At 70.1% G+C, this 14,586-nt stretch carries 10 protein-coding genes; 7 read left to right on the top strand and 3 right to left on the bottom strand.

The window, feature by feature from the left end; all coding sequences use genetic code 11:
* The first annotated feature begins 27 nt into the window (after positions 1-27).
* The gene (locus BQ8420_RS24290; protein ID WP_087101524.1) at positions 28-1,305 is read left to right on the top strand and encodes a helix-turn-helix transcriptional regulator; all 1,278 of its coding nucleotides are present in this window, start codon (positions 28-30) and stop codon (positions 1,303-1,305) included.
* A gap of 45 nt (positions 1,306-1,350) precedes the next feature.
* Here the strand turns inward: BQ8420_RS24290 and BQ8420_RS24285 are convergent, their stop codons facing one another.
* The 3 genes from BQ8420_RS24285 to BQ8420_RS24275 are packed head-to-tail and all read right to left on the bottom strand — an operon-like array spanning position 1,351 to position 5,326.
* Complete coding sequence (locus tag BQ8420_RS24285) at positions 1,351-2,538, bottom strand: hypothetical protein (protein WP_087101522.1); 1,188 nt, start codon at positions 2,536-2,538, stop codon at positions 1,351-1,353.
* Entirely contained in the window at positions 2,535-4,574 is a 2,040-nt protein-coding gene (locus BQ8420_RS24280; protein WP_087101520.1) for a hypothetical protein, read from the bottom strand. Before BQ8420_RS24280 ends, BQ8420_RS24285 begins: the two co-directional genes overlap by 4 nt.
* Positions 4,571-5,326: a toll/interleukin-1 receptor domain-containing protein gene (locus BQ8420_RS24275; RefSeq protein ID WP_087101518.1), complete on the bottom strand. Its 756-nt coding sequence runs from the start codon at positions 5,324-5,326 to the stop codon at positions 4,571-4,573. Before BQ8420_RS24275 ends, BQ8420_RS24280 begins: the two co-directional genes overlap by 4 nt.
* Positions 5,327-5,696: 370 nt before the next feature.
* Here BQ8420_RS24275 and BQ8420_RS24270 point away from each other — a divergent pair, with 370 nt between their 5' ends.
* The 6 genes from BQ8420_RS24270 (at position 5,697) to BQ8420_RS32055 (ending at position 14,511) form a co-directional block, all read left to right on the top strand.
* A complete protein-coding gene (locus tag BQ8420_RS24270; RefSeq protein WP_087101515.1) occupies positions 5,697-7,796 on the top strand; it encodes an acyltransferase family protein in 2,100 nt (699 codons plus the stop codon).
* A gap of 211 nt (positions 7,797-8,007) precedes the next feature.
* Entirely contained in the window at positions 8,008-9,582 is a 1,575-nt protein-coding gene (locus tag BQ8420_RS24265) for a hypothetical protein (protein WP_143847534.1), read from the top strand.
* Positions 9,579-10,778 (top strand): hypothetical protein, encoded by a 1,200-nt coding sequence (locus BQ8420_RS24260; RefSeq protein ID WP_087101510.1) that lies wholly within the window; start codon positions 9,579-9,581, stop codon positions 10,776-10,778. Before BQ8420_RS24265 ends, BQ8420_RS24260 begins: the two co-directional genes overlap by 4 nt.
* Before the next feature lie 16 nt (positions 10,779-10,794).
* Positions 10,795-12,819, top strand: coding sequence for a GTPase-associated protein 1-related protein (locus tag BQ8420_RS24255; RefSeq protein ID WP_235006462.1), 2,025 nt, complete (start codon positions 10,795-10,797; stop codon positions 12,817-12,819).
* 32 nt (positions 12,820-12,851) lie between these two features.
* Positions 12,852-14,339 carry a hypothetical protein gene (locus BQ8420_RS24250; RefSeq protein WP_087101507.1) on the top strand — a complete coding sequence of 496 codons (1,488 nt, stop codon included), beginning with the start codon at positions 12,852-12,854 and terminating at the stop codon, positions 14,337-14,339.
* Position 14,340: 1 nt separating this feature from the next.
* A complete protein-coding gene (locus BQ8420_RS32055) occupies positions 14,341-14,511 on the top strand; it encodes a hypothetical protein (protein WP_160049411.1) in 171 nt (56 codons plus the stop codon).
* Positions 14,512-14,586 lie beyond the last annotated feature (75 nt).

Raw genomic sequence — 14,586 nt, 5'->3', positions numbered from 1 at the left:
CCGACAAAACCAGCCGAGGTGACCAGAATGTTCCGTACCGAGCTCCGTCGCCGTCGAACAGCCACCGGGATGAGTCTCGAAGAACTGAGCCGTCGCGCCCACTACAGCAAGGGCTATCTGAGCAAGGTGGAAAACGGGACCAAACCCGCCACCCCCGAGGTCGCCCGGGCCTGTGACGCCGCACTGGACGCGCAGGGGGAGCTCGCCACCCTGGTGCGGACCGACACCCTCGCCTCCCGGAACGATGTACCGACGGAGCCCACCACCGACGAACAGGAGATATGGCTGATGGGCCTGACCCCGAACGGTGAAACGGGATTCGTCGGCCTCGACCGGCGCACCGTCCTCTCCCTCAGTGCCTTTTCCTTACTGGAGATAGGGGACCCGCATACCTCTCCCCGGACTCGCGAGGTCGCGCCGGCTCTGGCGGGTTTCCGCGCACAACTGGGCGGTCTGCGCTCACTGGGTCAGCACACCGCCCCCTCCATGGTCTTCCCCGTGGCGGTCTCCCTGGCGAACGCGCTCAGGCAGCTCACCGCGTCGGCCTCCCCCAGCGAGCGGCCGGAGACTCTGCGGTTGGCCGCCCGTTTCGCCGAGTACGCGGGCTGGATGGCGCAGGAATCCGGAGACGACCGGCGGGCCCTGTGGTGGACCGACACCGCCGTGGCGATGGCACGGGAAGGGGGTGATCGGAACATGGGCGAGTACGCGCTGGTTCGGAGGGCGCTGATCACGATGTACGACCACGACGGATTGGGCACCCTCGAACTGGCCCGACACGCACAACGCGACCCGTCGATCTCCGCGCGCGTGCGCGGTCTCGCGGCCAAGCGGGAAGCCCAGGGTCACGCGTTGGCCGGTGACCCCCTCTCCTGTGAGCGCGCTTTGGAACGCGCCCGCATCCTTTTGGCCTCCGACCCCGACGGGGCCACCGGACCGGAGGTACTCGGTTCGAGCCACGTCGGTGATCCGGTCGGTGTGGCGCGTGGTTGGTGCCTGGTCGACCTGGGGCGGGCCGAGGAAGCCGCACGGCTCCTGGACCGGGAGTGCGCGGCCCTACCGATGAACGCCACACGTGCCCGTGCCCGTTTTGGGGTCCGGCGTGCCCTGGCGCACGCCCTGTCCGGCGAGGTGGATCACGCCTGTGCCCTCACCGAGGAGCTGCTGGACGAGGGGGCCGGTTCGGATTCGGCAACGGTTCGTGTGGATCTTCGGCGCCTGCACCAGACCCTGAACCGGCACCACGGTCACACCCCTGTCCGGGAGCTGTCGCCCCGGCTTTTGACCGTGCTCCACGGCGTTTGAACGACTAGCGGGGCCGCGCCCCTAGGACGCGGCCCCGCCGGCGACTCACCTCAGCGGCGCCCCATCACCGTTTCGCGTGTTGGTGGGGGTGTCGGTCTCGTGACCGATCCAGTCGGCGCCCGCGAGGTCGAACGCGGATCGACGACCATGTGCGGGTTCGGCTTCCTCGAAGTCCTCGTCGTCGGGCAGCGGGTACAAGCGCCGGAGTTCCCGGGCGATGTCCCAAGCCCCCGCCCTCTCCAAGAGCTGGACCTGACGATGCACGTCCTGTGTCCTGGTGTCCTCGTCATCATCGTTGTACAGGGAGAGGATGAGTCGAGCCTGCTCGTACGCGTTCGGGGGACCGTGATCGATGCTCGCTCCGTGCGGGTCGAAGGCCTCGAACCCATGGACGTCTGGAGCGTCCGAGTCGTCCGGAGCATCCGGTCCGGGATCACCGAGGAAGGCGAACTCCTCCGGCGCGGCGCCCCGAAGCCGGGTCAGCAGATCGGACAGATCCTCTCCCTTGGACGCCTCGGCCAACCGAGCGAGCGTCTCGATGAGACCGTGGGTCCGACCCACGTCCACATCGCCCCGCACCAGGTCCCACACGATCGCACTGCCCGGTGTCGCCAGGACGTCGTCGGCGTAGTAACGACGTTTGGCAGACTCGACCGACTTCTCCACCTCCCAGAGCACGCTCTCCTTGCGCACCCGGGCAAGCCGCTCCAGGCGCGTCATGTCGTCGTCGGACAGAGTGAGTTCGACGTCCTCGGCCCACACCTCCAAGGCCCCTTCGTACGCGTACACGGCCACGCCCAGATCGGCCGCGAGCTGGTGCCGGGCCACATCGTGGTGCTCGGGACGGAACCGGGCCACGTCCTTGCCCGCCTGTTCGAAGACGACCCGTTGGGCCTGACCGGCCGGGTTGCGCAGACGCGGATCGGGTGTGCCCGTCCAACGCCACATCACCATCGCCGAGAACAGGAAGGAGTAGTGCTCGTCCCGGCTGGACAACGGGGCGTCCTTGATTCGTGTGTTCCTCGGTCCGCTCTCCATGAACGGATCGGGCGGGGTCTCGGTCTGCCCGGGGACGGCGGGCCTGGTGCTGCCGAACATGAGCACCAGACCGCCGAAGAGCAACAGGATCGGTGCCGCCACCAGGACCCACAGGTCCATCAGGGGGTAGAGGGCGGCGGTGAGGACGGCCGCGATCCCGACCATGATGCCCACGCGCCGACGCGTGCCGTTCATCCGTTCTCCTTTCGTGGAGCCGTGCGCTCCCGGGCGGGCCGGATCCCCTGTGCCTCGTCGATTCTGCGCAGGAGGGCCTCCCTGTCTCTTCTTCGGCGTGACGGTTCTCGGGTGTCCCCGGGGCCTCGGGGCAGACGCAGAGCGGTCGTGTAGAGGACGGCCAGGGTTCGCGCCCGTGCAGCGGCGGCCACCAGAATCTCCGTGAACTGTTCCGAACGGCCGATCCAGAGCTCGCCGTACTCCCTGGTCCGGTCCGGTTCCTCGTGGAGGAGGAGCGGAAGCCCTTCGGCGACCATGGCCAGTACGCCGGGTTCGATCGGATGTCGTCCGTCGCCACGCAGTAGGAGCTCGGGGCGGGTCATCTCCCGGAACAGGGTCCGATCGACAGGGACGTCCCGCTCACGGAGTTTGTCGGAGAACCTCCGTACGGCCCGGCGGTGGAAGGAACGGTCGCGGGCCAGCCCCGCCAGCTCCACGCGCGCGGCCTCGGAGACCTTGTCGACCCGGTGACCCGCGAACAGGTGCAGCCGGACCAGGGCCCGTTCCGGGTGGGTGAGGGCGAGTTCCTGAGCGCAGACCGCGATCAGGACATGAGCGAGCCGGTCGGGCGAGGCCCCTTCTCCCCATCGGTAGACCTGCCGGCGGGTCAGGCGTCCGTACCTCTGGTCCTTGAGGGCCGCCGACAAGGCGATCGCGGACTGAGGCGCCCTGTTCCCCGCCTTCTCGGACGCCTGACTCCAGTTCACGATCGCGGCGAACACCCGCTCCGGGCGGTCCACGCGCAGCGACTGCTCGGTCCACCGTTCGGCGACCCGGTCACGGTCGACCGGTGACAAGTTCGGACCGCGGACACAGGTGTCGACCCAGACGTCGAACACTTCGTGCAGCCAGGGGTGCGCGTCCCAGAGCTCTGCCCGGATCGCGGCGGCCTGACCGGCGCGCACGAACCGAATCCGGCGGTCCGGGCCGACCACCAGGCCCAGTTCCGATAGCTCCGTACGGAAGTGGGTGCGTTCGATCAGGGGCGTCTCGTCCTCGGGGAGCCGGACCATCGGTAGGAGGTGTTCCACCGCCGTGGCGAGACGTTCCACCGACGTCCCCTCAAGGACAGAGGCGGCGAACAGGAGCGCGCGACCACGGCCCTCCGCCTTCTTCAGTGGTTCGAGGAGCTTGTCGTCGTCACCTTCCAGGGCCGTGTCCAGCCACTCCCCGATCAGGCCTTCACGGTCACGCTCCTTGTACACCTCCTCCACCCGGCGTGCCAGCTCCTCCACCTCCGCCATCGAGGAGTGGACGGCCCACTCACGCACGTTCTCGGAAGCATGGTCGGGGAAGAACCCGGGAACCCCTTTGGCGTCGAGGTGGCGACGGAGTACCTCAAGAGGATCGGGACGTCCCGGTCGGACCACGTGGTCGCGCAACTCGGTCGGGATGTCCTCCTTGTCCCGGGCATCGAAGAGCACGACCAGTCGGCCACCGGTCCGGCGCGCACGGTCCCGGAGGGGTTCCAACTCGCGGAGGATCTCCCGTGTCCGCGGCACTCCGTTGCGGGTGAGGTCGAGCAACAGCCGTTCCCCTCCCCGTAGAGCCCCCACGTCCAGGCGCGGCGTCTCGTCCTCGGTGGTGAGGTCTTCACGGATGTCGTGGTCGTTCTCCTGCCCTCGTGGGACCAACAGCATCTGGGCCGCGGTGCGCAGGCCCTCACCCTGACCCCCGACCAGGATCACGGCGCCGTAGGTGGCGAGGTCCTCACGAAGGCCGTCCTCGTCCAGGTTCGGGGGCGTGACGAAGCGTCGACGCAGGTTGCCGAGGCGGTCTTCGGCGATGACGTGGCGTTCACGCCGTAGCCGGGGAAACCCGTCCTCGCCGAACTCGAACCTGGCGGCCTCTTCCCAGGATCCTCCCGGCAGCACGAACTGGTGTCCGGTGCCGTGGTGGGTCGGCGAGTTCTGCCTGATGTCCCCGCTCCCGGAGTGGAGCGTGCTCTCGTCACCTTCCACCCGGGTCGAACCGATCGGCGCTTTGGGCGGGTTCACCGTGTCCTCCGCCGGTCGGGGGCACCGATGATCTGGTCACCGGTGCCGTGGTGGGTCGGTGAGTTCTGGTTGATGTCCCCTTTGCCCTGGTGCACGGTGCCGCTGTGCACGGTGCCCGGAGAACCGGTGATGATGGTGCCGACCTCACCACTGACCCCCGCGACCCCGTTGACAGTGTGCTCCTGAGCCTGGACCGCGTAGCCGTCGACGTCGCGCATCGTGTTCGTGGTGCCGGGCCGGTCCGTCACCCGTTCGTCCCTCTGCGCGGCCCGACGGGCGGCCTTGTCCTCCAGGTCCGGTGAGGCGATCTCGACCGCCGCCACGAGCTCCTCGATGTCGCTCTCGTTGTTGCGGTGCCGGTAGCGGCGATATTGGCAGCGAGCCAACGGTGCGAGGTCGTCCGGCAGGTCGACGCCCCTGAGACGGGGCGTGTTCTCGACCAGGACGGGAATGACCGTGGCCTTGGAGTCGAACGCGAGGGCGATCTCCCTCCTGATCCAGTCCTCGGGGTCGTCCAGGGGTCGACGTCCGTCGTCTCCCGGCAGCGCCCAGCGTGGGCCGATGACGGCCAGAAGCACCGCGCAGTCGGCGGCGGCCCTTCGCAGCTCCTTCTCGAAGTCCGCTCCGGAGGGGATCGACTTACTGGCTCGGAACACTTCCTCCTCACCGAAGTGCCGGGAGAGCTCCCGGTCGATCAGGGTCGCTACGTGTTCTCCGTCGCCCGTCCGGTAGTTGACGAAACAACTGTTCATGTCGTCCTTCCGACCTTCGGGAAGATGTCGTTTCCGCGGTCGCGAGACATACGACAAGGCAGGAGGAAGTGACTCACTCTCCCTGGGCACGACAACTCGACCGCAATTTGATCATGTTCGGAAAAGGCGGAATTCAAAAGGTCGATCGCCTTGTTTCCCGCGTCCTTTCTCCGGGGAAACAGGAAACCCGAGAGGGTGTGATCTGCGCTACTCGCCCGTCACCGTGAAGTGGGACGCGTGTCCTCAGATGGGCGATTCGGTGACGTTCGAGACAGGCCGCGTTCACTTCGGAACGACCAGTCGGGAAATTCTCACTGAAGCATTGCCGTGTCTATGCCCTAACCTTCTCCGGGCACGCCACCATGGCCCAATGCGATCACCCGCTCTCTCCGCGCAGCCACCCGTCCCATCATCCGGCAGGGACGGTGGACGAACCGGAACCGCTCTGACCAGGTTCCGGCCCGAGGTACAAGGGCTCCGTGCCCTCGCCGTCCTCCTCGTGCTCGTCTACCACCTGAAGCCGGAACTGCTCCCGGGCGGCTACGTGGGTGTCGACGTCTTCTTCGTGATCTCGGGGTTCCTGATCACGTCGTTGCTGCTGCGCGAGGTCACCGAACACGGGCGGGTGTCGCTGGCGAAGTTCTACGTCCGCCGAGTGCGCAGGTTGCTGCCCGCGGCCACGCTGGTCCTCCTCGTCACCGGTGCGGTGTCGCTGGTGGTGCTGCCGGTGACCAGGTTGGGCGACACCGCCTGGCAGCTGCTCGCGTCCGCCCTGTGGGTGGAGAACCTGTATCTGGCCGACCAGTCGCTGGACTACCTGGCGGCGGAGACCCCGCCCAGCCCGGTGCAGCACTTCTGGTCGCTTTCGGTGGAGGAGCAGTTCTACCTGGTGTGGCCGCTGCTGTTCCTGCTGTGGGCGTTGGCGGCGCGTTGGTGGCGGGCCGGGAACGGGGTGTTGACGGCCGCGCTCGGCGCGGTGTTCGTGGCCTCCCTGACCTGCTCGGTGCTGATGACCGCCTCGGGTGACGGGGGCGCCTACTTCTGGCCGGTCACGCGGGCCTGGGAGCTCGCGGCGGGTGGGTTGCTGGCCGTGGCGATGTCCCGTGGCTCACTGCCGGAGCGTCTGCGGTTGCCGCTGGGCTGGCTCGGGGTGGCGGCGATCGTGGCGTCGGCGCTGCTCTACGACGCCGGCACACCCTTCCCCGGGTACACGGCGCTGCTGCCGATCCTGGGTTGCGTCGCCGTGATCGCCGCCGAGCGCCCCTCCGGGCCGGCCGTCTCGGTCGTGTTGAGCACCCGCCCGGCCCGGTTCTTCGGCGACATCTCCTATTCGCTGTATCTGTGGCACTGGCCGGTCATCATCTTCGCGCTGCAGCTGCTCGACCGGGACTCCCTCGGCCCGCTCGGCATCGTGGCCGCGGGTGGACTCTCGGTGCTGCTGGCCTGGGGGACCAAGGTGTGGGTGGAGGACCCGGTGGCCCGGCACAAGCTGGTGCGCACCGGCCGCGCCGCGCTGGTGGTGGCCGTGAGCGGGATCGTGGCGGTGGCGCTGGTGGCGGGCGCCGCTTCGAGTCGCGTCGATCGGATGGCGTCCGTCGAGTTCGACCCGGACGTGCACGTGGGACCCAGGGCGCTGGACACCGGGACCCTCTCTTCGGAGATGCTCTACCCCTCCCCCATCGACGCCGAGGACGACGTGCCGCGCACCTACGACGACGGGTGCCACGCCGGGTTCGACGACGTCGATCCCAGCGACTGGTGTGCCTACGGCCCCGACGACGCCGAGGCGACCGTGGTGATCACCGGCGACTCGCACAGCCTGCAGTGGATCCCCGCTTTGGAGGAGCTCGGCGAGGAACGCGACTGGCGGTTGGTGGTGCTCAGCAAGTCCGCGTGCGCGTTCACCGACATCTTGGTGGGACGGGACGGTGGACCCTACGAGAATTGTCAGCAGTGGAACCGCGAGACCGTCGACGAGATCCTGGAGATCGACCCCGACATGGTGTTCACCAGTTCCTCGGTGAAGGGCAACCCCTACGGTCTCGGAGACCAAGGCCCCACGGAGGTCCAACGGGTCATGGGCGATGGCATGGCCGAGCTGTGGAGCGAGATCACCGATGCGGGCGTACCGGTGCTGGCCGTGCGCGACACCCCGCGGGTGGGCCAGGACGTGTTGGACTGCTTGGCCGCCAATATCGGAAGCCCCACCGAGTGCGATCGTCCGATCGATGAGGCCATGGAGACCGCCGACCCACAGGAGGTGGCGGTGGAGAAGGTGGAGGACTCGCAGATCGTCGACCTCACCGACCGGTTCTGTGTGGGCGACACGTGTTCGGTGGTGATCGGCAACGTGCTGGTGTACCGGGACTCCCACCACATCACCGGGACCTACGCGCGGCTGCTGACCGAGGATCTGGGGACGCGAATGGACCAGGCGCTGGCGCGGACCTCGCACGACCCCCTGCCGTAGGGCGATCGCTTTTCACCTTTATTGGCGATAATTCCGATTTCGTCCCCTCGAAAGATCGGAAAGGGCCGACCGCTCGTTTCATTAAGGGCGTTTCGCCACGTCGGGAGGGTGCTCGTCGAAGTATGCTCGTCGAACCCCGCCGGCGAAGCCGTTCTCTTCCGCCGTCCACGGCGCGCCGAGCACCCTCGTCCGCACGGTGAAAGGCCGCCTGTTGGATTCCACCGAAGCCCCCGAACGCCGGGGACCGATCTCCGTCGAACGGCCACCGGCTCCGCCGCTGGACGTGACCGCCCGAGTGGACGGTTGGCGAGCGGTGGTGACGTGGCGTCCGAGCACGAACGCGGAGGCCCCGGCGAGTTACCGCGTGACGCGCCGATCCGGTCGCGGGGGCACCGCCCGCGCGGAGCCGCTCGGTGAGGTGACCGGCACCGAACTGGTCGACGACCGTATCGGCGTGGGCGTCGACGCCCACTACACGGTGGTGGCGGTGCGGGAGGGTCACGGGGTGTCGGAGGCGGTGGCGAGCGCACCGGTGATGATCGCCCCGGACGTGTCCGACGTGACGACGGCGGTCGGTGAGTCGGAGGTGTCGGTGTCCTGGCGCCGACCCCCGGAGGCGCTCCGGGTGGAGGTGCGGCGAGGCGCCGGCACCCCACCGCACGACAGGGGCGCCGGTGTGGTGTCGGTGGAGCACGACGGGTCGGGTTTTCGCGACACGTCGGTGCGCACCGACCAGGAGTACTTCTATCGTGTGCGCGCGGTGTACATGACCTCGCAGGGGTGGACCCGTGGTTCCCCGGGTCTGCTGATCAGGGCGGTTCCGGGGCCGAAGGCCGAGCCCGTGCGCGACCTTCGGATCGACTCGGGCGAGGACGGGCCGGTGGCGTCCTGGACCCCGCCGAAGCGCGGCCGGGTATCGCTGTACACGGACCGGAGCGCGACCACGTCGACGCCGGGCACCCCGCTGGAGGGCGCCCCGTTGGAAGGCACCCCGCTGGAAGGCTCCTCGTTGGAGGGCACCCCGCTGGAGGGCGAACCCGTCCGCGGGGCCGATGGCCGTTGCCGGATGCCGCTGTCGCTTCCGGCCGGGGTAGCCCACGTGGTGGCGGTGACGGTGGACGGAGAAAGCCGCGTCAGGGGCGCATCCGTGCGGGTGACCGTGGCCCCACCCGTGACGGGTCTGCGGGCCGAACGCTTCGACACCGTGGTGCGGCTCGGCTGGACCTGGCCGGAGCACACCTCGTCCGCCCTGGTGACCTGGTCCGCGGACACCGAAGGGGGTCCCGCGAACTCCGGTGTCTCGGGCCCCGCCAGGTGGGATCGCTGCTCCCGTGTGCGCTACGACGCCGAGGGCGGATTCGAGACCCCCATGGGTTCCGGCCCCCTGGTGGTGACGGTCCGCACCACGATCCTCTCGGGGGCGGACGAGGTCTTGAGCGCCCCCTCGACCGTGCGCGTGCACGGACGCGTCGCCCTGGACTACCGGGTCGAACCGTTGGGGCTGATGCGCCGCGAACGGCTGGTGAGCCTGAGCGCGAACGTTCCCTGTCGTATGCCTCGGATCGCGGTCGTGTTCACACCCGGCGAGGTGCAGCCGCACGCGCATACCTCCAGGGACCAGGTGTTGTCGGTCCTGCCCGCACGGGACCTGTCGGCCGGGGAGGGGGTTTCGGTGCGGGTGCGCCCGCCGTGGGACTCCGTCCCCGGCTGGTTGACGTGCTTCCCCCTGGACCCGGGCACCGAGGTGCGCCTGCGCCAGCCCCCGGTCAGGGAGCTGCGCCTGTGAGCCTCGCCGTTCCCGTGAACCCGCTCACCGGGCCGCGCCTGGTGTGCCCGTACTGCTATTCGGTCTTCACCGAACGGCGGATCGGGTTCCGCTGCCCGGGGCACCCCGGCCCCGACGGTCGGGTGTGCTCCGAGGAGGAGGACCGCGCCCTGCGCGACCACCTGGGTCGCAAGGAACGGTTGCCACCGGTGTTCGAGGCCGACGGTCGCCGCGCGCGGGCCCGTTGCCCCGGGTGTTCGTCGTCGAGCGACCGGCAGGTGTGCGTGGTGTGTCACGCGCGACTGCCGGTGCACTTCGGCCGGATGCGCGGCCGTGTCATCGCGCTGGTGGGCGCCCGCGACGCCGGCAAGACCGTGTTCATGACCGTCCTCATCCACGAGTTGAAGCACCGGGTGGGCGCACGGTTCCGGGCGTCGGTGGGCGGCTCGGACGACCACACCCGGCACCGGTTCGGCAGCGACTACGAGGCGCCCCTGTACGAGGAGGGCCGGTTGTTGCGGGCGACCCGGCGGACCGGACTCGCCCGCGAACCCCTGGTGTTCCGGTACACCGGGCTGCGTCGTGGCCTGCTGATGGACCGCCCCCACCACACACTGTTGTCGTTCCTCGACACCGCGGGCGAGGACCTGCACGACATGGACAGCGTGGAGACCAACCTGCGTTACCTGCGCAACGCCGACGGGGTGATCGTGCTGCTGGACCCGTTGCAGATGAAGGGGGCCCGTCCGTCGGCCGCCCCCGGAACGAGGATGCCCGCACTGGAAAGCCCGCGGAACCGGTCCTTCGACATGCTCGGACGGGTCACGGACCTGCTGATGAAACGGTCGGACCACGTTCGCGGGCGGATCAGGACGCCGGTGGCGGTGTGTCTGAGCAAGATCGACGCGCTGCGCGGCGACCTCGATGAGGGGACCCCGCTGCACCGGCCCCAACCGGACGCACCGTACTTCGACGCCTCCGACAGCCAGGACGTGCACGCCCAGGTCCAGCAGCTCCTGCACCGTTGGGGCGCGGCCGACGTCGACGTCCACGTGCGCACGCACTACGCCAACGCCCGCTACTTCGGGGTGTCGGCGTTGGGGGACAGCCCCGACGAGGACAACGTGCTGCGCGGCGGGGTGCGGCCTTACCGGGTGGCGGACCCGTTCCTGTGGATGCTCTCGGAGTTCGGGGTGGTCCCGGCGGCGAATCTCTAGGAAAGGAGATGCGCGGGTGACGGGTGCACGGCAGCTCTACTACACCTCGTGCGAATACGGCATGTCCGGATCCGGCGGCTACCAGTTCAACGCCGCCACCCCGGGTGTGGCCGCGCACGTGCTGCGCGAGGTGGAACGGTTCACCGTGTACGAACCCCCGAGGTCGCTGCCGCCGGAGGAGGTCCACCGGCACCCGGTGAACCTGTGTTACTCCCCCGACCTGGGCGGGGCGCGTGTGCTGAGCAGGGTGGTCTCCAGTGGGCACGATCCTTCCGGCAGGCCGGGCAACTACTTCGCGCACAGTCTCCTGTTGGACGGGGACGGTGGTCCTCTGCCCGCCGAACTGTGGGGCGCGGGGTTCTGGTCGGACCGGCCGGTGGCCGACCCCGACCTGCCAGGGCTCGCCCTCGTCCCGGGGCCGTTGGACCGCACGCGCACCGCCGCCTGGCTGAGGGGCCGGGACGAGTCGCTGCTGCGCCGGTTACTGATGGCGGTGGACTCCGCCATCGACGGGGGCGCTCCGGTGCTGTTGCCGGCCCGGGACGAGGACGCCGCCCACTGGGTGGCCGCCCTGTCCCACCTGCTACCGCCCCGGCGGGCCCGGCGGATGTCCTTCGCGACCTACAGCGGCAACCCGGAGGACGTCCCGGTGCACGTGGTGGCGGTGCCACCGGAGACCGACACGTGCGGGCTCCGGGATCGCTTCGTCGTCTTCGGGGCGGCGAGGCTCAGGGGCGGCGACCCCTCCTACGAAGGCGACGAGAGCGTGTCGGACGAGGACCGGGAGACCGACCCGCACACGCACTCGGTGGTGTCGACCGTGCTGCTGAGCGGGGTGGAATACGCCCCACGGCTCTGGTCCGCCGCCGAACCCTACGCCTCCGGCACCGAGGGGAGCCTCTCGACATGGCGACCACCACTGGCGGCCTCCCGCCTGAACGGTGCCCGTGGCCCCGTCCCCGAATCCGACCTGCGCGTGGTCCACGCCTGGCTGCCCGAAGCCATGGACCGGCTGCCCGCCGGGCTGACCCGCACCCTGCTCGGCCGACTCCTGGACCTGGACTCCGACTCCGCGAACGACGACGAACCGACACGGCTCCAGACGATGGCGCACGCCTGCGGTTCGTGGGAGCTGATCGAACGGGCGGAAGTTCTGCTCGCGCGGCGTGCGCTGGACCGGATCGCGTCCGGTGCGACCGCTCCCCCGGTGGCACCCCTGCGTTCGCCCCGGGTGCTGGTCATGGCCGGTGAACGGGTGGGGCTGCTGTTGGAGGACGGGGCGGTGGGCCGAGCCCTCGAACCCGCGCACGTGGTGGAGCTGCTGCGTTGGGCCCGCACCGCCGGGGTGTCGCTGTCCGAGGCCGCTCTGGAGCGCTACGGGGCCGGGCCCCTCGCCCGGGCGCTGGCCGAACGACCGCCGCACGTTCCGCTCGGCCGCGACCTGGTCGAACTGTTGAAGGTGCACGTACCGCTGCGGCGCGGAGCCGCGCGGGCACTGGCCGCACTGCCGCGCCGTCCCCTCACCACGCTGGCGGCCGGTCCCCTCGGGGCGCTCTTCGCGGCGGACCGGGAAGCCTCCGGCGCGGTACTGGTGTTGCGCGAGCTGCACCTGCTGCACTCCGGCGCCCGCGACGCTCCACCGCCGCTGCCCGGAGAGGAAATCCTGGCCGCGCGAGCGTTGGCGACCTGCCCCGGCGAGGTGTTCGACGCCTACCATCAGGCGGCGGCCGAGCGCCTGATCCTGCCACCCAGGTCGATCCTGAGCCGGTCTGTGCGCCCTTGGGAGGCCGAGCTCGTGGCACGGGTGTTCCTCACCGCCCACCGGCTGCGCGAAGGGGGCTCAGCCGACCGGGGACGGTCGCTTCTCGTCGACGTGTTGGAACCGGCGGCGCTCACCTGGTCCCGCAGGCACGTGGCGGCGACCCGTCGCGTCTTCGACGACCCCGAACAGACGCGGGACTTCGACCGGTGGGTGCGTGGGATCCGCGATCTCGGCGGGCCGATCGGCCTGTTCCGGCTGCGTCCGGGAGGGAACCGGTGAGGGCCGCGGAGGTGGGCCCGAGGGACGGCCCGATGGGTGGCTCGGTGAACGGCCCGGTGGATGGCTCGGTGGATGGCTCGGTGGACGGCGTCGCGGGGATCTTCGCTCTTGTGGTCAACACGGTGATCGTGGTGGTCGCCGCCGCACTGGCCGCCGGGCTGGTGTTCCTGGTCGTCCTCCATCTGCGCCGCATCCACCACGTGCTGTACCGGGGCGACAGTCCGCGTGTGAGACCGCCGGGGCCCGAGGAGTCCGCGTGGTGGGGATACCACGGCGGCCCCCTGTGGCGGGATCTGGCGGAGGTGCACCGCCGGGTCCACCTCGACGCCGGCCCGTTCGTCGTGTTCCTGGCGCCGTTCCTGCTCTTGCAGGTGATGGTCGCGCTGGTCCACTCCGCCGTGGCCTGGACGGCGGTGGGCGTGCTGCGGTCGGTGGACGGCTCACTGCTGCTCGTACGCCGGATCCGCATGGTGTGCCCGCGCTGCTTCGAGCACATGTCCTATCCGTCCTACGCGTGCGAGGACTGCGGCCGGCCGCACCGGGACGTGCGGTCCGGGGCGCGGGGCGTGTTCCGCCGCCGGTGCGTGTGCGGCCGCGACCTGCCCACGCTGCTGCTGTTGGGCAGCGCCGACCTACGGACTCTCTGCCCGCACTGCGACCAGGTGTTGGAGCACCGGCCCGGCGAGGCCCGCGAGTTCGTGCTGCCGCTGTTCGGGGCGGCCGGCGCGGGCAAGACCCGGCTCACCCACGGCCTGCACCTGGCCTTGGAGTACGCCGCCGGACGCCACGTCTCCGCTCGCGCGGTGGCGATGGGCCGAGAGACCGTGCGGAGGTTGCGCGACAGCCGGCCCCGGCTGGCACCCGACCACCGGGTGCCGCCCACCCCGCCGGGGCGCCGGGCCCGAGGGCTGACCCTGCGCGTGGAAGCCGACCGGTGCGCCCTCCTGGTGCAGCTGTACGACACCGCCGGAGAGTGGTTCAACACCACCGAGCGCACCGAGGACCTCACCTACCTGGGCGAGGCCACCACGTTCCTCCTGGTGCTGGACCCCCTGGCGGTCCCGGCGGTGTGGAACGCCCTGACCGCCGACGAACAGCACCGATTGCACGGCGACCGGTCACGGGTATCCGACCCCGAACGGGCCTACATGCAGGTCCGCGACCAGGTGCAGCGGAGGTATCGGGGGCCGGGGGTCGGCCGACCCCGGACCCGGTTGGCGGTGGTGGTGACCCGCGGCGACCTGCTCGCCCGCACCTCGCTCGACCCCTCGGGCCTTCCACCCGAACGGTGGGTGCGCGAGGTGATGGGGGCGAACAACCTACTGCGCGCGGCCCGGGCCGACTTCGGCACCGTGGCGACCTTCGTGACCAGCGCCGTCGTGGACCCCGACGGCCGCCCGGATCCCAGCCTGGCCGAGCTGTTGCGCTGGGTACTGGCCTACGAGGCGGCGCCGATCGGGGCGATGCTCACCGACACGCGTCGGACACCGGTTCCCACCGCCGCTCCGATGGAGGTGTGAGGTGTCCGTCGATCCGGGCCCGCGCCCTCTCCCGCGCTACCGCACCGCCCGCCGCGCCACCGCCTGGGTGCTGTACGCGGCCATCGCCCTGACCACGTTCTTCGCTCTGTTCCACCTGGTCCGGGGCACCCTGTACCTGGTCCGCTCCGTCTGCTCCACCCTCGCCGGTTGACCACCGGCACCCTTGAGCGGTGATCTTGCTACCAGAAGCGAAAAAGGCGCCTTTTTCGCTTCTGGTAGCAAGATC

It is taken from the genome of Nocardiopsis sp. JB363, from assembly GCF_900143625.1.
GTDB lineage: Bacteria > Actinomycetota > Actinomycetes > Streptosporangiales > Streptosporangiaceae > Nocardiopsis.
The sequence above is the reverse complement of the archived record's forward strand: the minus strand, read 5'-3'. Positions and strand labels throughout refer to the sequence as shown.